General features: G+C 42.5%; 17 protein-coding genes. 5 read left to right on the top strand and 12 right to left on the bottom strand.

All coding sequences use genetic code 11. The features are described 5' to 3' along the window. Positions 1 to 38 precede the first annotated feature (38 nt). Positions 39 to 1,568, top strand: coding sequence for a transposase (locus tag I6758_RS02315; protein WP_196603591.1), 1,530 nt, complete (start codon positions 39 to 41; stop codon positions 1,566 to 1,568). Between the two features lie 138 nt (positions 1,569 to 1,706). Here I6758_RS02315 and lysS read toward each other — a convergent pair whose 3' ends face one another. The 11 genes from lysS to I6758_RS02370 form a co-directional block, all read right to left on the bottom strand. Continuing rightward, a complete protein-coding gene (gene lysS, locus I6758_RS02320) occupies positions 1,707 to 3,200 on the bottom strand; it encodes a lysine--tRNA ligase (RefSeq protein WP_196603592.1) in 1,494 nt (497 codons plus the stop codon). A 15-nt stretch (positions 3,201 to 3,215) separates the two neighbouring features. Then, positions 3,216 to 3,692, bottom strand: coding sequence for a transcription elongation factor GreA (gene greA / locus I6758_RS02325; RefSeq protein ID WP_196603593.1), 477 nt, complete (start codon positions 3,690 to 3,692; stop codon positions 3,216 to 3,218). Positions 3,693 to 3,862: 170 nt separating this feature from the next. Further along, positions 3,863 to 4,672 carry a Cof-type HAD-IIB family hydrolase gene (locus I6758_RS02330; protein WP_196603594.1) on the bottom strand — a complete coding sequence of 270 codons (810 nt, stop codon included), beginning with the start codon at positions 4,670 to 4,672 and terminating at the stop codon, positions 3,863 to 3,865. A 38-nt stretch (positions 4,673 to 4,710) separates the two neighbouring features. Continuing rightward, positions 4,711 to 6,039: an ABC transporter substrate-binding protein gene (locus I6758_RS02335; RefSeq protein ID WP_231038466.1), complete on the bottom strand. Its 1,329-nt coding sequence runs from the start codon at positions 6,037 to 6,039 to the stop codon at positions 4,711 to 4,713. Positions 6,040 to 6,049: 10 nt separating this feature from the next. Continuing rightward, the gene (locus I6758_RS02340) at positions 6,050 to 6,724 is read right to left on the bottom strand and encodes a response regulator transcription factor (RefSeq protein WP_196603595.1); all 675 of its coding nucleotides are present in this window, start codon (positions 6,722 to 6,724) and stop codon (positions 6,050 to 6,052) included. Then, entirely contained in the window at positions 6,699 to 8,030 is a 1,332-nt protein-coding gene (locus I6758_RS02345; RefSeq protein WP_231038467.1) for a sensor histidine kinase, read from the bottom strand. Before I6758_RS02345 ends, I6758_RS02340 begins: the two co-directional genes overlap by 26 nt. A 2-nt stretch (positions 8,031 to 8,032) precedes the next feature. Then, positions 8,033 to 9,013: a sugar ABC transporter substrate-binding protein gene (locus I6758_RS02350; RefSeq protein WP_196603596.1), complete on the bottom strand. Its 981-nt coding sequence runs from the start codon at positions 9,011 to 9,013 to the stop codon at positions 8,033 to 8,035. Between the two features lie 164 nt (positions 9,014 to 9,177). Continuing rightward, positions 9,178 to 9,990: a PTS system mannose/fructose/sorbose family transporter subunit IID gene (locus I6758_RS02355; protein ID WP_196603597.1), complete on the bottom strand. Its 813-nt coding sequence runs from the start codon at positions 9,988 to 9,990 to the stop codon at positions 9,178 to 9,180. A gap of 2 nt (positions 9,991 to 9,992) precedes the next feature. Then, the gene (locus tag I6758_RS02360) at positions 9,993 to 10,838 is read right to left on the bottom strand and encodes a PTS mannose/fructose/sorbose/N-acetylgalactosamine transporter subunit IIC (protein ID WP_196603598.1); all 846 of its coding nucleotides are present in this window, start codon (positions 10,836 to 10,838) and stop codon (positions 9,993 to 9,995) included. Between the two features lie 151 nt (positions 10,839 to 10,989). Then, positions 10,990 to 11,484, bottom strand: a complete 495-nt coding sequence (locus I6758_RS02365) for a PTS system mannose/fructose/N-acetylgalactosamine-transporter subunit IIB (RefSeq protein WP_196603599.1) — start codon at positions 11,482 to 11,484, stop codon at positions 10,990 to 10,992. A gap of 16 nt (positions 11,485 to 11,500) precedes the next feature. Beyond that, on the bottom strand, positions 11,501 to 11,923 hold the full coding sequence (locus tag I6758_RS02370) for a PTS sugar transporter subunit IIA (RefSeq protein WP_196603600.1): 423 nt from the start codon (positions 11,921 to 11,923) through the stop codon (positions 11,501 to 11,503). 357 nt (positions 11,924 to 12,280) lie between these two features. On the opposite strand from I6758_RS02370, the gene I6758_RS02375 reads away from it, so the two are divergent. The 3 genes from I6758_RS02375 (at position 12,281) to dcuC (ending at position 16,532) form a co-directional block, all read left to right on the top strand. Then, entirely contained in the window at positions 12,281 to 13,606 is a 1,326-nt protein-coding gene (locus tag I6758_RS02375; protein ID WP_196603601.1) for an amidohydrolase, read from the top strand. A gap of 94 nt (positions 13,607 to 13,700) precedes the next feature. Then, positions 13,701 to 14,930 (top strand): M20 family metallo-hydrolase, encoded by a 1,230-nt coding sequence (locus I6758_RS02380; protein WP_330998015.1) that lies wholly within the window; start codon positions 13,701 to 13,703, stop codon positions 14,928 to 14,930. 351 nt (positions 14,931 to 15,281) lie between these two features. Continuing rightward, positions 15,282 to 16,532: a C4-dicarboxylate transporter DcuC gene (gene dcuC, locus I6758_RS02385; protein WP_196603807.1), complete on the top strand. Its 1,251-nt coding sequence runs from the start codon at positions 15,282 to 15,284 to the stop codon at positions 16,530 to 16,532. Positions 16,533 to 16,611: 79 nt separating this feature from the next. On the opposite strand, the gene I6758_RS02390 is transcribed toward dcuC, so the two are convergent. Further along, entirely contained in the window at positions 16,612 to 17,607 is a 996-nt protein-coding gene (locus I6758_RS02390; protein WP_196603603.1) for a glycosyltransferase, read from the bottom strand. 167 nt (positions 17,608 to 17,774) lie between these two features. On the opposite strand from I6758_RS02390, the gene I6758_RS02395 reads away from it, so the two are divergent. Then, complete coding sequence (locus I6758_RS02395; RefSeq protein ID WP_196603604.1) at positions 17,775 to 18,407, top strand: hypothetical protein; 633 nt, start codon at positions 17,775 to 17,777, stop codon at positions 18,405 to 18,407. Positions 18,408 to 18,426 lie beyond the last annotated feature (19 nt).

Genomic DNA, 18,426 nt, shown 5'->3' on the forward strand with positions numbered 1-18,426 from the left:
ATTCAACCATCAATTATTTTAAAACAAAACAGGCAGTTTTGCCACTATTTATTTCGGATTTTCTGGATATTTGTGATCCTGTGCTGGTTTTCGACAGATTCATGGAGGGAATCGACTTGGAGAAGTACCTGAAAAATGTTCCGGAACACGTTACCGGACGCATCAGGTACAACCCGACCAGCATGTTGAAAACAATCTTATTTGGATTTATGACAAATGGATATATCTCGCTTCGCGAACTCGAAGATTGCTGTAAAGTCAATCTTCGCTTTATGTATCTCATGGAACACGAGACTCCATCTTATCGCACGTTCGGCTATTTTATCGAAACTATGCTCAAACCATCGGTTGAGGAATTGTTCAGCGAGATCAACAATAAAATTTTTGCCAAAGATCATGTGGATTTGAGCCATCTGTATATTGACGGTTCGAAATTTGAGGCAAATGCTAATAAATATAGCTGGGTATGGAAGAAAGCGACTGAAAAATCTAGATATAGACTTTTTGAAAAAGTCACGGGATTACTCGATGAAATCAACGACGATCTTGCCAGCTTTGGCATCAAAATTGATACGAATTCCGAATACGTTCCTGAGTACCTAAGTGAAGTAACGGATCGGTATGCCAAAATCTATGAAATAGATGAAACAAAATTTGTCCATGGAAAAGGCCATCGAAAAACACCCCAGCAGAGCTATTACGAACGGCTTCAGGAATATACAGCGAAACTCAAAGAATATGTTGAAAAGATAACCATTTGTGGTCCAGACCGGAACAGTTATTCCAAAACAGATCACTGTGCGACATTCATGCGGATCAAGACAGATTATATGGGCAACGACCAGCTCCTGCCAGCCTACAACATTCAATTTGGTATTGCAGATGAATACATAGCTGTAGCTGATGTAAATCAATACCGTGCAGACATGGATTGTTTTGTTCCCTTACTGGAGAAATTTCATAATACCTACGGATTTTATCCAAAGTATCCAGTTGCTGATGCAGGATATGGTTCATACAACAATTATATTTACTGTGAGCAACACGGTATGGAAAAGTATATGAAATTTACTATGTACAAGAAAGAAACTACTGACGCAAAGTATCGAGATAATCCGTTTCGGGCAGTGAATTTCAAGATTGACGAAAAAGGCACACTGCGTTGTCCGGCCGGACAGGCATTTCATCTGCAATACAGACAAAATGTAAAAGGGAATCGATACGGACGTCAGGAAGAAGTTTACCAGTGTGAAAATTGCAGGGACTGTCCGTATGCCTCCGAGTGCAAGAAGACAGATAAAAATAGGACGATACGAGTTAATCAGGAACTAACTTCTATACACCAAGAAGTTGTGGATAACCTAGAAAGCATTCAAGGCGCGCTTCTTCGAATGAATCGCTCGATTCAATCTGAAGGCACTTTTGGCATCATGAAAAATAACCGCTGGTATAAAAGAATCGTTCGAAAAGGCATGAAACAAGTACGTTTAGAGATTTTCCTGGTTTCCATCGGGCACAATCTTTATAAATACCACAATAAAAGACTACGTTTGAAGAAAGCCGCATAAACTGTAGAAAAGCAGTTTTTATGGGGAAAGGGGTTGTATGCCCTTTTTTCAGTAATTGCCCGCTTGTTGCCTCAAACTGTGTAGAAAAAGAGGCTGTGGACAAAATGATTTCTCATTTTGTCACAGCCCCTTTTTTATTTATTGTTCTGACGGCTTAGTTTTCATATGAGGAAATAAGATAACATCACGTATTGAAGGACTGTCGGTAAGCAGCATCACCAGACGGTCAATGCCGATGCCGAGTCCACCGGTAGGAGCAAGTCCGTATTCCAGTGCGGTAATGAAGTCTTCATCCATCATATGTGCTTCATCATCACCATGTTCGCGCTGATTCTGCTGGTCGACAAAACGTTTTTTCTGATCGATGGGATCATTTAGTTCGGAGAACCCATTGGCAAGTTCACGTCCGCAGATAAACAGCTCAAAACGATCGACGAAGTCGGGATTTTCTTTATTGCGTTTGGAAAGCGGAGATACAGCGGTCGGATATTGAGTGACAAATGTAGGAGCAATCAGTGTTTCCTCAACCTTTTCATCAAATATTTGATACATTATTTCACCGATACCATGATGCTGTTCATACGGAACTTTTAATTCTTCCGCGAAGGAACGTGCCTGTTCGATGGCAGTTACTGATGAAAAGTCTTTGCCGGTAGCCTCTTTGACCACATCTGCCATAGTAACGCGGCGAATACTGCTAAGATCAATTTCAGCCCCCTGATATGTAATTGATGTCGTGCCAAGTACATCTTCTGCTACCTTTGCAATCAAAGCTTCGGTCATATCCATAACTTCATTGTAATCAGCGAAGGACTGATATGTTTCAACAGTGGTAAATTCAGGACTGTGGCGATTGTCAACACCTTCATTCCTGAATATGCGGCCGATTTCGTATACTCTTTCAAGACCGCCGACAATGAGCCTCTTAAGATATAGTTCCGTTGCGATGCGAAGATACATATCCATGTCCAAAGCATTATGATGCGTTATGAAAGGGCGCGCATTGGCACCGCCTGCAATAGAATTCATAACGGGTGTTTCCACTTCAAGAAAGTTTCTGCTGTCAAGAAAACGGCGTACTGCCTGAATGATTTTTGTTCGGCATATAAAAGTACGTTTTACATCCGGGTTTACGATCAGATCGAGATATCGTTGGCGATAGCGTGTTTCAACATCTTTCAGACCGTGAAATTTTTCGGGCAGAGGACGAAGTGATTTTGCCTCTATGCTGAAGCCGGTAACTTTTACTGTGGTTTCACCGCGGTGCGTCTTAAATACAGTTCCTTCTATACCGATAATATCGCCTATATCAAGCAGTCTGAAATTGGCATACTGATCTTCACCAAGAACATCAAGCTTAAAGTACACTTGTATATCGCCGGTAATATCAGCAAGTACGGCAAAACTGGCTTTGCCGTGTCCGCGTATAGCAGTGAGCCGTCCGGCGATGTGTACGGTTTTTTCTTCTAGTGCATCAAAATTGGCCAATATATCTTGGGCATGGTGTGTAACGGAATATTTGCGGCCGAATGGTTCTATGCCTTTATCAATAAACGCCTGCATTTTATCGCGGCGCACTTTTACAAGTTCATTTATATCCTGTGGTGTTTCTGGTGTCTGCTGTCTAGCCAATTTATAGCCTCCATTTTATTTTACTTCAATTATTTTGTATCTCAGCACTCCGGCGGGAACATTTACATTTACGGTATCGCCGATTTTGTGCCCCAAAATAGATGATCCAACAGGTGATTCATTGGATATTTTGCCGTCGGTTACATCAGCTTCGGCCGAACCGACTATAGTGTATGTTTCATCTTCATCAAATTCGAGATCACGAATGACGACTTTATTGCCAAGACGGATAATGCCGCTGCCATCTCCCCGGGTTTCATGGATTACATCGCTTTCACGAAGAACTTTTCTCAAACGGAGTATTTCGCCCTCTATGAAAGCCTGCTCATTTTTTGCATCATCATATTCCGAGTTTTCACTTATATCACCAAAATCAATGGCTTGTTTTATACGCTGAGCTACTTCAATACGCCGGACGCTTTTTAAGTTCTCCAGCTGTTGTTCAATTTTTTTTAAGCCTTCTTCAGTTAAGATACTGCGTTTTTCTGCCATAATCATGCTCTCCCTTATGAATAAATCAGGTGTTTCCCTACCGGGTTTTCAAATTGTAAATATTGTCGGGTGGAATATAAGACAAGGAGTGTCAAGATGCCTTGACACTCCTTTTGATTATATGTGGTTTTTTTATGTTTGTCAATTTCAATGACTTGCGGCGCATTCGATCAGACGGATAAAAATCCGAGTTCCTGCAAGGCATTATAGATGCCGTCATCATCGTTGGATGCTGTTGTTTTTGCGGCTGCATCCTTTATTTCCTGCGGTGCATTGCCCATTGCAATTCCTGTGCCGACGGAAGCCAGCATGCCAAGGTCATTGTAATTGTCGCCGAACGCTATAGACTCATCGGCAGAAACACCGCACAGTTTCAGAAAGAAATTTACCGCATGCGCCTTGGAAATAGATTGATCGATTATTTCCAGTAAAGTAGGAGATGAGCGGATAATGGTAAGCTGTTCGTAAGCGGCAGAAAGAACAGTTTCCATCTGACTGCAGACGGCGGGAGGACACATACACAAAAGCTTATGAGGAAGAATGCCGCCTGTCAGCAGATCAGTAAATGACATTTCAAGAGGTATGGCACCGGTAATACTTATTTCTGCTTTGACGGGGGCTGCGGTTATATCTTCTACATACCAATCATCGTCACAATAATAATTGACAATGGTTTGAGGCCACAGGGAATGTATTTTTCTGAGAATAGACCGGCAGTCTTGTCCCGATAATTTTTTGCTGAAAAGAACATTGCGATCGGCAGAAAGTATCAGGGCGCCATTATAACTGATAATGGGTGCTGCGATTCTCAGATCGTCTATCAGCGGTGCAATGGCTTTGGGCATCCGTGCAGAAACAGGTACAAAGATAATGCCGTTATTGTACAGCTGCCGGACTGCCTCTATCGTAGAAGAAAGCAATTTATGCTGTGAGTTCAGAAGCGTTCCGTCGATATCAGAAAAAACAATTTTAAATGACATGCTGCATATCTCCTTTTTAAATTTAGACTGACAATATATTAATTTTGCAGAAAATCGTTTATTTTTTTCTGTATTTTATTCAAGGCATTATTAAAAGGAATTATTTCATCGATAATTTTTTTTATTTCACTGTCAGCCATAAGCATTGCCAGCGAATATTTTTGGAATTTGGGTGGTGAAACTGCCGACTGCATGATGTTGCTTATGATGGAAAGGTTCATCTTTTCATCTCCGGGAGCATCATACAGAAGCGCCTGTCTGGCTTCATCTGATTCTGCCGCTGCTTTTATTACGGGAACTCCCTGAGATACACTGGGTAAAAAACGCTGTGTTTTGCCGCTGTAACAGAGCTCCTTAAGAAATTCCCAGGCCATCTTTTTATGGGAGCTGCGGCTGCTCATTCCTATCAGCAGAGTGTTAAGCTCTGAAGTGTTGCTGCCGGAAGGACCGGCGGGCATCTCAATGCAGTCCCATTCAAAGGATGAATATTTTTTTATGCGCCAGGGATATGGCTTATAAGTGCGGTATTCAGCAAAAGTGAAAGGTCTGAAGGCTACATTGCCCATATCGAAATCCTTGGCGGTGACGGTATGTCCCATGTTGGTCTTTTTTAGATCGATCATAAATTTCAAAGTTTCAGCCATTTTGCTGTCGGCAAAGTAGGAAAATTTTCCGTCATCGCGAAATAATTGCAGACCATTGCTGGCAGCGGCCTGCTGCCACGTATAATCATAATAGCCAAATTGATCGGGAACACCGTCATCGTCAGTATCCTTAGTGACACGGCGGCATATGTCGATAAAATCCTGCCAGGTCCACCCGTTTTCGGGAATAGCTATATTTTCCCGTGCCAATAAAGTTTTATTTACAAACATCAGAGTGGGAACACTTTCAAAAGGCAGAGCATACTGACGGTGCTTATATTGTCCGTAATCAAGAGACGCCGGATAATAGGCGTCTGTATCAAAAGAAGGATCACTTTCGGCCAGAGTATCAAGATTCTGCAAAAGGCCCATGGTACTGTAAAGATTAAAATCATCGGACAGTACCATAAAAATATCGGGCTCGCTGCCGTCAAGAACTTTTTCTGCGAGCCATTCGGCGTAATCCTGTTTCCTTATACCGCTGACATATGTGATTTTTACATTGGGATGAATATTTTCAAAATTTTTTATTGCATTATCTATAGCTGCGTAGGAATCACCGGAAGGAACATTCCAATTGCTGCCGGAGAAAAGACCGAGGCGGATGACAAGCTGCTCCTGTTTTTGAGCATATATATTGTAAAAAAAGAGAGCTGACAGTATTAGGAGAGCAGCAATGCATAATAAAAGTTTTACGTTTTTCTGCTGTATATTGCGAAACATGCTTATCGCCTCATTTTTCCGTATCAAGCTGTTGGCTCATACCGGTTTGTACTGCCCAGATGGCAAGCTGGGTACGATCCCGCAAATTAAGTTTGCTGAGAACAAAACTAAGGTTATTGCGGACAGTGCCTTCAGATAAATTGAGCTTTTCTGCTATTTCCCTGTTGGACAAACCGCGGCCGACGAGGCATACTACCTTTTTTTCAGTGCGGGTCAAAATTTTTGTGCCGTTTTCTTCTACCTGTACGGCAAAATTACTCTGCGCCATTTCGGAAAATAATTTCACTACCTTGGCAATAAGATTGGGATTGATCATGGCACCGCCGTTAACCACTGTGCGGACAGCATTTGCCAGCTCAACAACGGAAACGCCTTTTAAAAGATAACCGCTGGCACCGAATTTCAGTGCGTTATAAATATATTCATCATCGTCAAAAGTTGTGAGAATGATAATTTTTATTTTCGGCCAGTGTTCTTTTATAAGATTAGTACACTGAACACCGTTTAACTTGGGCATACGGACATCCATAAGTATGACGTCAGGCTGGCTTTTTTTGAGAAGTTCCATTACTTTGCAGCCGTTCTCTGCTGTGGCAGTGACATTCATGTCAGGATTCATATTCAAAACTATTTTTAGACTTTCCCGTATAAGTTCCTGATCATCGGCTATCATTATTTTTATCATTATAAATATCTCCTCGACTCAATGGAATATCTGCTTGTATTATAAATCCGCCGCAGCTTTTATATTTCAATGTGCCATGCAGCAGGGAAAGTCTTTCCTGCATATGACGCAGACCGAAGCCTTCAATGGGATTCTCACAGCCGGTGCCGTCGTCCTTTATATGTATTTTCAGCAATCCATCAGTCTGAGAAAAAATGATTTCTATATGAGCGGCATGACCGTGGCGATTAGCATTAGTAATACTTTCCTGAATTACACGATAGATAACTTCTTCCTCATCGGCGCGGAGATTCTGCGGGCAGCAGTCATAATTGAGTGATATATGCATACCTGAAGCCGAGGCAAAATCCCCGATCATTTGGGAAAGGGCATTTTTTAGAGGAAGTTTTTCCAGATTGTCAGGACGAAGTCTGCGGACTGAGCGCCGGACGTCGTTTATACCGTGACGGGCGGTGTCGCTGATGACTTTCAGCTGTTTTTTTGTAAAGTCAGGAGCGGCGTCGATTGTGGCAAGACAGGCATCAAGGCCGGCTATAATTGATGTCAAGGCATGCCCGAGTGTATCGTGGATCTCCCTTGCCAATCTGTTTCTCTCTCTGGTCTCCGCCATATGCTCAGCCTCTATGGCATAATTCCTGAGTTTTTCGTTAGCATCATTGAGCTGCTTGTTAAGTGACTGTATGCGTTCTTTTTCCTGGTGCTGGTTTTGTACCAGCAGCATCGTATATATAACGAAAAGTATCATATTGAATGAAGTGAGAATATTACAGGCGGCTTTTAAAATCCCCTGTACGGATTGATTATAATAAGAAATATAAACATCAAAAGGGATCATTTTAAGCTGCAGGTCGACCAGATTATAGCTGGCGATAAGATAAAGACTAAACATGGCTGCCGTTAAAATTATGCGCTGATTTTTGCCGCGGTAACCGCTTATGAGATCAGCGACCACCAGGAGAATGACCCCGTCATAGGCCATGTTGATGCTGCGCATTACAATAAGGCAGGAGCAGATTTCCAAGGCAAGAATGATGTAGCGATATTTACTCTGCGTTAAAATACAGCGGCGGTATATAATGCTCAGCGAAAGTAAAAGAAGAAAGGCACAGATAGCGAATAGTATAATTTTGTTTGCCGACCATGGCACGGCAGAGACTGAATCAAGAAAAAGCCGTGCCGACATAGAAGTATTGATCTTCGTCTGGGTGATGCTCATAAATATGGCTAAAAGAAAAACTGAAGCTGCATTGAATGCATACAGAACATAATGCATGGCAGCAGCGGAGTATAATTTTGGCTGCGTCATATTCAGTCCCACCCGTTAATATTATTCTGTGAAATGTTTTCCGAGGTCAGCAATACTGTCGGCAGTTTAATATACCTTTGGTCGATGCGATTGCTCAGCAATTCATATGCTTTTTCTGCCGCGAGCTGTCCTATGCGGCGCGGTGATTGTGCTGCGGTTGCGGTCATATTGCCGCGAAGAATCATTTCTTTTGTTTCCGGCGCACCGTCAATGCCGTAAACATTCACACGGGAAAGCTGCCCGGCATTTTTCAATGCGGCGAGAGCCCCCATGGCAGCAGGATCGTTCAACGCCATCACGACGTCGATATCATTGTGTTTTTTTATAAGCGCTTCCATTGCCGGCATAGCCAGCTCCAGCTGTCCCTTGCATTCCGCGGAGTCAATGATTCTAAAAGAAGGATGGTTTCTGATCGTGTCGGTAAAACCATTTATTCTGTCCACTGCGGATTTTGCCTGGGAGTGTTTAAGAAGGACGATATTGGCACCTGCCAGATTGGCCAGCATATGTTCGGCACAATCCACGCCGGCCTGATAATTATCAGAAACTATGGTCAGGGCAACAGAAGATTCATTCTTGTCATCGGCATTTGTGTCAACCGCTATTACAGGTACATTTGCTTTTTGGGCCATTTCAAGAATAGGATCTATTTGCTGCCAGTCAACAGCGTTAAGAAAAAGAACCTTTATGCCGTCATTTATAAGCTCCCGGACCTCTTCTGTCTGCCGATTGGTGCTGAGTGCCGCGTCACGGGTCAAAAGCGTGTCACCGTTTTTTTCAACCGCGGTGCGTATTTCATCGTCTATTATTTCATAAAAAGGATTATTTAATGTCATATAAACTGCGCCGAATTTTCTGCGTTGTTCATTATGTGCGGCGGAATAATCGGCAGACAGAAATATATTTTCCCGCAGACAGAAAATTGACAGCAGAATGATAAAAAGTAAAAAAACGGACGAATATAATTTGTATTTTTTTTTCATAGTAATTCCCTCATAATGTATTATACTTGAAAAAAGCAAAAGGAACACTAATTTTAAGGGGAATGTGAGAGCAGCAGAAGATGCTTAAAAGGGCGCAGAAAAATCTGCCGCCCTTTAGTTTTAAACAAATCTGAATAGGAAATAAAGATGATCCGGAGGATTGATCAATAGGAAAGACCGGGGTCGAAGAAGCCGGCAAGAACGCCGACAAAGGCAATAACAACCAGAAGCAGCATTACCATGGTCGGTGAAATATTTCTTTTGGTCATGAGCCACCAGCAGAACACTACTGCTGCACCGGAGAGCATCTTGGGATAAATGCCGTCAAGCGTCTTTTGCAATTCACCGCCGCCCGGAAGAATGAGTGATGTGTGAATGTTTATCCATGAGGCGGCTACCGCACCTATGACAATAGTGCCGATCATGATGATGGAATCGCGGATAGCCTGAGCTTTTTCACCCACCAATATTTCAACGGCTTTTCCGCCTAATTCATAGCCCTTGAAGTATGCAAATTTCATGCCGAACCACATCAAAAAATTCCATACTATTATATAAAAAATCGCACCGAGCGGATTGCCGCCGCTTGACAGTCCCAGGCCTATCCCCAAAAGGATCGGGATAAGTGTACCGACGATCATAGAATCGCCTATCCCTGCCAGCGGGCCCATGAGTCCGGCACGTATGCCGTTGATAGCCTCTCCGTCTATAGGCTGGCCGTTGGCTTTGGCTTCTTCCAGACCGGCTGTCATGCCGACTACAAGTGTACCTATCTGCGGTTCGGTATTAAAGAATGCCGTGTAGGTATCCATGGCCTTTTTTTTATCTTCTTCTTTTTCATAAAGTTCTTCTACGATAGGCAGCATGGCACATAAGTACCCGAATGTCTGCATATGTTCCTGGGAAAAACAGGTGAGATTGCCATAAAACCAGGTAACAAAAGATTTATTCAAAGTTTTTTTCGATAAATTTTTCATGCTCAGATATCCTCCTCATCTTCGTCATCATTTGCAGGACCGGCAGGAGCTGTTTTTTTGCTCTGCAGCATCATTATTTTATAATTGATGACAGCGAAAAAAGAGCCGATAATAGCCGCGGCTATCAAATTCAGTCCCATACTTGCCGCTAAGGTAAAGCCAAAGAAAAAGGTAATGAAGTCGACGGCTTTTTTTACGACCTGTTTCAGCAGAATGGCGACCCCGACTGCGGGAAGAAGACTGCCGACAGTGAACAAGGTCTTCATCGCAATACCGTCCATAGGCAGATATGACTTCATTATATCTACCATGCCTGCTCCGGCCATAGTAATGAGGACCGTCGGCAGAAAAGAGAAAATGAAGTGAGATATCCATGGCAGTCCCATATCAACAAGATATAATTTTTTGAATTCCCCGTTTTTAACAGCCTTCCAGCCGATGTGCTGCCAAATCAGATTCATTGTGGCTGTACCGTAGAATAAAACCGTTCCCAGTGTGCCGACTGCGGCTCCCAGAGCGGCAGCCATCGACTGAGCCTGAGCCGTATCAGGATCGAGCCCCATGCCTTTTACGGCACATATGGCAAGCGGTATGCCTATATAACTTATGGCCCGCACATCTGCGGAAACTGTTCCACCGGGGGTTACAAGCGCTATATAGATGACTTGGATAGCGGCGCCGATGATGATGCCTGTCTTGACATCGCCGAGGATAAGTCCGACCACGAGACCTGCCACAAGAGGACGGCCGAGAGTGTAATTGCCGAAAGTAGTGCCTCCCAGTCCGGGCATGCTTGATAAACATGCGCAAATACCGAGCAGTACGGCTTGCAGAATATTAATTTCCATTTTATTACCACACTTTCATTTAAAAATATATAATTATTCCTTAAATGTGAAAATTTCAATAAAAGAAAAATAGAAAAGGAAACTGTCTTATTTTATGGATAGGAATGACGCTCAAAATGATATTGACAGTATCGAAATAAAGATAAAGGTCTTATACAAAACCAAATTGCCCGCGGAATTTTTTCCAATTGCCTATGGCTTTTTCTTTTATCAGAGCAAATTCAACTTCATAACCTGCCTGCATGATATCTTCAAGCGCCTGCGCTTCTTCCTGCGTTATAGATTGATTGTTGCCGAGCTGAACTGCGCCGGGACGATCATTGCACGGACCTATGATCAGGGTTTTTATACCCGGGTCAAATCCTTGATCTACCAGAATTTTTTTCATATCAACAGGATTTTTTGTAATTAAAAAATAACGACTGTCACTGTCCAATACTTTTTGGCATTTTTTCTGCCAGTCCTGCATAGTCCAGACAAAAGTTTTTTTCCCCGAAGCACTTTTGTAAGCTGCCTTCAAAACAGGATTTGTGGCGGCGGCATCGTTTACTGCGACAAGACCGTCACATGGATATTCGAGAGCCCATCGTGTGCATGTTTGTCCGTGTATCATACGGTCATCGACTCTGATAAATGTTATCGACATATTAGTAAGTTCCTCCTTAAATATCTTCATCTGCCTGATCAGTGTCCAGAATAAATTCCTGCAGGGAATCTTTAGCATCATTTAGAAGTGCCTGCGGATCTTCACTAAAAGCGTTTTCCCCGCTCAGGATCACTGTAAGAGCCAAAGGCAGGTTCATGCCGCCGAATGCCCTTGTGCTGCCGAGCAGCCCTCTGTCGGACAATGCTTTTAGTGCGATCGTCAGCGGAGAGCCTCCTATTATATCTGCCAGAATTATTATTTTGTCGGCCGGTGTGAGCGCTGAAATAAGATTTTTGAAATTATGAGTATATTCATCACCCGACATATCACTTTTTAAGCTGATCGAAAGAACATTATTCCGGTCACCGGCGATCATTTTTGCGGCAGAGTGCAAACCGGAGGCAAAATTGCCGTGGCTTACTAGAATGACATAAAACATTTATTCACTTCCCTTCTGATAAGTGCAACATTTATAATTTTTTTACAATTATAAATTTAACAAAATATTAAAAGAAATACAGCTGTATAATGTCATTATTTTGCAAAAAAATAAATGACATTTATCACTTTAAAAAAATTGCTGCTATCAAGCAGCGAATGATCTGATATGCAATTATGCCTATTTATCATAGCTTTCTAAATAAAAAACAGTATAAGCATGTGTTTTTTTTTCAAAATTATGATATACTGAACATTATTTTTGAGCTGGGGATTTTTTGTCAACTTTGCGTATAATTAAGAAAAAGATAACTTAAACTGAAATTATGGATGTAATGAGTGAAGGGAGCAGGATAATATGAGAAATACAGCAGATGAGAAAATTCTGGAGCTTGCAGATAAAATGCAAAAAGATATGGTGAAAATGCGCAGAGATATTCACCGTCATCCTGAAACTGGCTGGACTGAATTTCGCACGGCATCTCTGGTTGCTGAAAAACTGACTGAGCTTGGCTATGATGTACGAACTGGCAGTGAGGCTATCAATGAGGATTATATGATGGGGCGACCTTCTGAGAATGTATTGGCAGAAGCTGCCAAAAGAGCCGTTGCTCAGGGGGCTGCCGCCGAATGGGTGAAAAAAATGAAAGGAGGTATGACGGGAGTTATCGGGACAATGGTTTTTTCACAGGACGGACCGACAGTTGCTTTGCGCTTCGATATGGATGCAAATGATGTTCTGGAGACAACAGAAGAAGGACACCGCCCTTATGAAGAAGGCTTCTCGTCTGTCAATGATAAGGCTATGCATGCCTGCGGACATGACGGACATACAACAGTGGGACTTGCCGTAGCCGCAATACTTGCAGCATTAAGAGCTGATTTGAACGGAAAAATAAAGCTGATATTTCAGCCGGCGGAAGAGGGTGTTCGCGGAGCCAAAGCGATGGTGGAAAATGGCGATGTAGATGACGTTGATTACGTTTTAGGAGCTCATTTTGGCTTTAAGATGAAAAAGACAGGCAGTATAGCCTGCAATGTGAAAGGTTTTTTGGCAACAAGCAAGTATGATGCTCAATTCACCGGTATGCCGGCCCACGCAGGAGCAGCACCGGAAGAAGGGCGCAATGCTCTTCTGGCAGCAGCCTGTGCTGCGTTGAATCTGCATGCTATTTCCCGTCATTCAGCGGGAGCATCGCGTATTAATGTAGGGACTCTTAATGCGGGAAGCGGACGTAATGTCATAGGTGACAAGGCTTTGATTCAATTTGAAACGCGCGGTGCGAACAGTGAAATAAATAATTATATGGAAAATGGAGCTCTGCGTATCCTTAAAGCAGCGGCGGACATGTATGATGTAAAGGTAGATATAAAAAAAATGGGAGGAGCTGCAGGAGCCGATAACTCGCAGAATTTGGCACAATACATAAAAAATAAAGCTGATTCTCTGGGAATTTTTGATAATGTAGTCACTGATTGTGCATTTGGCGCCAGCGAAGATTTTTCATACTTTATGGAAAAAGTTCAGAAAAATGGCGGAGAGGGTGCTTACATGATGGTAGGAGCAGATCTGGCGGCAGGCCATCATGATTCTCATTTTGATTTTGATGAAAAGGCGCTCGGTTATTCGGCGAAGATACTTGCTGTGTGTGCGGCAGGGCTTTTGCAAAAGAAGGACCTCTGATGATATGCGGGGAAATATGCAAAGCAATGAACTTGTTTTTTCCTTTGTTTATTGGAAAGCTGTAAATTTTTGCTAATGGGAGGCGGACAACATAATTTCAACTACTGTATTAGAAGCTTATTTTGCAGAAATGAGAAAATTTTCTTTGCCGGGTGAAGGTGTAACACGGATAGCTTTTTCTGACGAGGACTGGCAGGCCAGAGCGTTCATAATCGACCTGATGAAGCAGGAAAAGCTTGCCGTACGTGTTGACGGATTTGGCAATATTATCGGCAGAAGAGAGGGCCTGAATGCGGCTGCTCCCGCAGTGGTCTGCGGCTCGCATATAGATAGTGTCCCGAATGGCGGGAATTTTGACGGAGTACTGGGGGTATTGGGAGCAATAGAGGCCGTGAAGCTGATGGACAAAAGAGGTTTTAAAAATTATAACCCGTTGGAAATCGTTGTTTTCATGTGCGAAGAATCAAGCCGTTTCGGCGTCGCCACCCTCGGCAGCAGAGCAATATGCGGCGGTCTAGGCATAAACGCTATGAAACAGCTCAAAGATGCTGAAGGCATATCTCTGTATGAAATATTGCGGGCACGCGGTCTTGATCCGGAAAATATGAAAAACACGCTTGTACTGGATAAAATAAAAGCTTGTCTTGAGATGCATATAGAGCAGGGAAAAGTTTTGGAATCAATGAAAAAATCTATAGGTATAGTGACGGGAATTGCAGCACCGACACGGTTGAAATTGAAGCTCACAGGCAAGGCTGACCATTCGGGAGCGACGCCTATGCATCTGCGCAATGATGCTTTGTGTGCCGCAGCAGAAATAATCCTGGAAGTGGAAAGAACGGCGGCAGCTTCTGTACAGCCTGTCGTAGGAACGGTAGGTATCGTGAGGGCTTTTCCCAATGTTATGAACGTGATCCCCGGACAGGTGGAGCTTGGCATAGATATACGCAGCATTTATATGGAGGCAAAAGATGCTGCGGTAAATCATATCAAAAAATATATAGAAAATACGGCAAAAAAACGAAACATCAAAACAAAGCTTGAACTTCTCACCGATGAAAAACCGGTGAAGCTGGACAGATCGGTAATCGATATCATTGAGGATTCCTGCAGAAGAAAAAATATTGAATATCATTTGATGTCAAGCGGTGCCGGACATGATATGATGCATCTGGCGCAGTTTGCTCCGACAGGAATGATTTTTGTACCCTGCCGTGACGGAATCAGCCATAATCCGGCAGAGTGGACAGAAATGGCATATATAGAACAGGGAATAGAGATTTTGTATGCTTCGCTTTGCAGGCTGTCAGAGCCAGAAGTTTGAAAACGGCAGATATTTTGGCATGTAAAATGGCAATAGCTAACGGAAGAATAATTATATGAAATTTATTGACAAACAAATTGTAATTATTTATTATATAAAATACTGATATTATCATTACTGATTGTTCTGCTATCATCTGCAGGCATAAAATGCCTGCCCTGACAGTGGAATCAGTTATATATTACTGCTGACTGAAAGCACGTTGATGTTGCGATACTAAAGGCATATGCAATGACGCATATTGATCCGTGTCATTGCATATGCCTTTTTGTGGAAGTGCTTGCTGTGCAGCACGCTTTTTATTTAGATGATGTTGTTGCGGTGAAAGGGAGTGTGGGAATGGCGGCGTTTATGTCTATCCTCGGAATTATTATTGTTATTGCCGTTGTGTATTTGATCGTCAAGGGATACGATGCCCGCATCGTATTGATCGGATCAGGAATTATTATGAGCGGTATAGGCGGTGTTCCCATGTCGGCGCTCAATGCGTTTGCAAAGAGCATGACTAATGCAGGGCTTATAGAGGCAGTCTGTTCAGTAATGGGGTTTGCCATGGCTGTACGCTTTACGGGATGTGACAAGCATTTGATAAATGCTATGGCGACAGTATTGAAAAATTTCAGACCTCTTTTGATACCGGGAGTTGTTATCTGTACGTATTTAGTAAATATAGCACTGCCGAGTGCGGCAGGGACTGCGGCGGCAGCGGGAGCTATTTTTGTTCCTCTGCTTATGGCTGGCGGTGTTAATCCTGCGATGGCAGCCGCAGCTGTGAAATGCGGTACCTATGGCAGCATGCTCAATCCGGGATTGGCGCACAACCCATTTGTAGCTAAAATTGCCGGGGTCGGAGTCATGGATGTTATAAGCTATCATTATAAGGCAAATCTGGCATCTTTAGCCGTGGCTACTATTATTATCACAGTGATCGCACATGTAATGAAAGAAGATAAAGGATATGTATCCGAAAATTTGACTATTGACAGCTCATTTAAAGTAAATCCTCTTTTTGCAGTTATGCCTATAATACCAATCGTTATATTGATTCTTGGTGAAACACATGTTGTTCCTATTTTTAAAATGGGAGTTCCGCAGGCCATGATTATCGGCGCGATCCTGACCTTGATCGTAACACGCACAAAGCCGTCAGATTTAGGGCAGGCATTTTTTGATGGAATGGGCAAGGCATATGGTTCCATCATAGGAATAATTATTTCGGCAGGAGTTTTTGTAGCAGGGCTTACATCTATAGGCTTGGTCAAACTGTTCATTGATGAAATGCTTAATAATCCGGCCATTGTAAAAATATGTGCCGCAATTGGTCCGTTTATTCTGGCTATTCTGGTGGGGTCGGGTGATGCTGCTACCTTTGCATTCAATGAAGCCATCACGCCGCATGCAGCCGACTTTGGCATGACACCGGTGCAGATGGGTAGTGCTGCAACTCTGGCTGGAACATTGGGACGCACAATGTCGCCTATAGCAGGTGCTACGATTATTGTAGCCGGTATAGCAGGTGTCAATCCGATAGAAATTGCCAAAAGAAATCTTTTGCCAATGCTTGGTGCCTTGATTATTGGCATGCTTATTTTATTTTTCTGAGAAGCCGTGTGGTATTTTTATAGCACTTTTAACGCCTGTCCGTGCGGACAGGCGTTTTTCCTTATATCAATATAATTTTTTATATATGCGATTCAGGCCGGCGGTCATATTTTAGACTTTGCTCAGTATAAGAATAAAGTGTGAAGAAGGCATCCAGGAGAATTTTCATATGCAGCGCACCCTGTCCGAACTGCCGGGAAAAAATATTATCTCTTAGTAAAAGACGTTCATGAGGAGACATTTTATCGTAAAGAGGTGCTATGTAACATGTGATTGATGAAAAAAAGAAGTTGGTTTCTATTTGAGAAATCATTTTCTCAGTAAGACTCTTTTGCTTTTGGGTAAATTCATCTAAAAAAATGAAAAAATCATAAATAGAGCTGAATACGCCGGCTTCAACGGGTTTATGACTGACAGAATCACAATGCTGATAATAATAATACAGAGATTTTTTTGTGCAGGTATATTTTTTTGCAAGAAACATGGCCTCAAAGGAGAAAAGCCAATCCTCACCATAACAGGGAAGCCTGAAGGAAATATCATTTTTTTTGAGGAAGGAATGTTTGTAAATTTTATTCCAGATGACAAACTCAATAGTATTAAGCTTCTCTATGAACGCATTGCCGCCGCAATATATTCCGGCATCAGGTGCATACGAGCGCAAAAAAGCATCTGACGTAATTTTATCATAACCGCATACGGCAATGTCGGCATTATCCTGCACAGCCATATTATAAAGTGTTTCCAAAAATTCTGTGGCGATAAAGTCGTCACTGTCAACAAAAGCAATAAATTCTCCTCTGGCATGGGACAGTCCTATATTGCGGCAGATGCCGGGTCCGCCGATACCTCTGTTATGATACAGGAATACATTATCGATGCCGTCATAATATTGCTTTACTATGTTTACGCTGCTGTCGTCGGAGTTATCATCTATGACAATTATTTCTATTTCCGGCAGACTCTGCACAATGATGCTGTCAATTGTTCTTAATATATATTTTTCTGCGTTTTTCATAGCGATAATAACAGATATTTTAACGGGAAAATTATCTTTTGATTCATTAGAAAACATCTTCATACTCCTTTGCCAGACCAATAAATGGAGACTTAGCCGCTCTTTACTCACCGCTTGCAGAAGCGGGAACATTAGAGCAGGTTAGTCATCGGATAAAATATTGACCGGTAACCTTATTTTAATTATACTGATTTTAGAAATGAAATTATACGGAGGCAGATAAAATGAAAATAAGGATCATATTGGCGGTAGTATTTTTGGCAGCGGCAGCTCTGCTGACAGGAATGAAGAGTATTCCCACCGACACGGAATTTTCCTGCAATGGACTGAAGCTGGGAGATTCTTATACGGCAATGGAGAATTCTTTCGGCAAGCCGTGGTACAGTGAAAACAGGCGTGTTTACGGCAGATCGGTTGACTATTATGTATATCATGATAAAACGGTGATCGGTATAGCAAAAAAGACTGGAGAAGTTGTAGATATAACAGTATCCGACAGAAAATATTTTTTGCCGCAGGGAGTGAAAATCGGTGCCACGCCCTATAAAATGCAGTCTGTTTTCGGCAAGGGCGAAAAGGAATTTGTAGACGGGAAAATTTACTTTGTCTATAACTCTCAGTCAGCACCGCAGCAGCGTCTGCTGCTGCAATTGGATTCTATGGAAGATTTCCTGGTCGGTGTGCGGCTGACAACACTGCCTCTTGACGACGAGGAAGCTGATGCAGCTATGTACGACGATGATGTGGATAAGATAGATGAATTGAATAATGGCGATATCGATACGAGTGCGGTTACTTCTGCTAAAAAGCAGGATGCCGCTGCGAAAATCAGAATTAATTATGAAAAATCATGGTAATATCAATTAGGAGCGGATT

It is taken from the genome of Pectinatus haikarae (assembly GCF_015732185.1).
GTDB lineage: Bacteria > Bacillota > Negativicutes > Selenomonadales > Selenomonadaceae > Pectinatus > Pectinatus haikarae.

Excerpts from the sequence above, each read along its gene's own strand:
- I6758_RS02350 (WP_196603596.1), bottom strand. The coding sequence starts at position 9,013 with ATGAAAAAAAAATACAAATTATATTCGTCCGTTTTTTTACTTTTTATC.
- I6758_RS02355 (WP_196603597.1), bottom strand. The coding sequence starts at position 9,990 with ATGAAAAATTTATCGAAAAAAACTTTGAATAAATCTTTTGTTACCTGG.
- I6758_RS02360 (WP_196603598.1), bottom strand. The coding sequence starts at position 10,838 with ATGGAAATTAATATTCTGCAAGCCGTACTGCTCGGTATTTGCGCATGT.
- I6758_RS02340 (WP_196603595.1), bottom strand. The coding sequence starts at position 6,724 with ATGATAAAAATAATGATAGCCGATGATCAGGAACTTATACGGGAAAGT.
- I6758_RS02330 (WP_196603594.1), bottom strand. The coding sequence starts at position 4,672 with ATGTCATTTAAAATTGTTTTTTCTGATATCGACGGAACGCTTCTGAAC.
- I6758_RS02395 (WP_196603604.1), top strand. The coding sequence starts at position 17,775 with ATGAAAATAAGGATCATATTGGCGGTAGTATTTTTGGCAGCGGCAGCT.
- greA (WP_196603593.1), bottom strand. The coding sequence starts at position 3,692 with ATGGCAGAAAAACGCAGTATCTTAACTGAAGAAGGCTTAAAAAAAATT.
- I6758_RS02390 (WP_196603603.1), bottom strand. The coding sequence starts at position 17,607 with ATGTTTTCTAATGAATCAAAAGATAATTTTCCCGTTAAAATATCTGTT.
- I6758_RS02335 (WP_231038466.1), bottom strand. The coding sequence starts at position 6,039 with ATGTTTCGCAATATACAGCAGAAAAACGTAAAACTTTTATTATGCATT.
- dcuC (WP_196603807.1), top strand. The coding sequence starts at position 15,282 with ATGTCTATCCTCGGAATTATTATTGTTATTGCCGTTGTGTATTTGATC.
- I6758_RS02375 (WP_196603601.1), top strand. The coding sequence starts at position 12,281 with ATGAGAAATACAGCAGATGAGAAAATTCTGGAGCTTGCAGATAAAATG.
- I6758_RS02370 (WP_196603600.1), bottom strand. The coding sequence starts at position 11,923 with ATGTTTTATGTCATTCTAGTAAGCCACGGCAATTTTGCCTCCGGTTTG.
- I6758_RS02345 (WP_231038467.1), bottom strand. The coding sequence starts at position 8,030 with ATGACGCAGCCAAAATTATACTCCGCTGCTGCCATGCATTATGTTCTG.
- I6758_RS02365 (WP_196603599.1), bottom strand. The coding sequence starts at position 11,484 with ATGTCGATAACATTTATCAGAGTCGATGACCGTATGATACACGGACAA.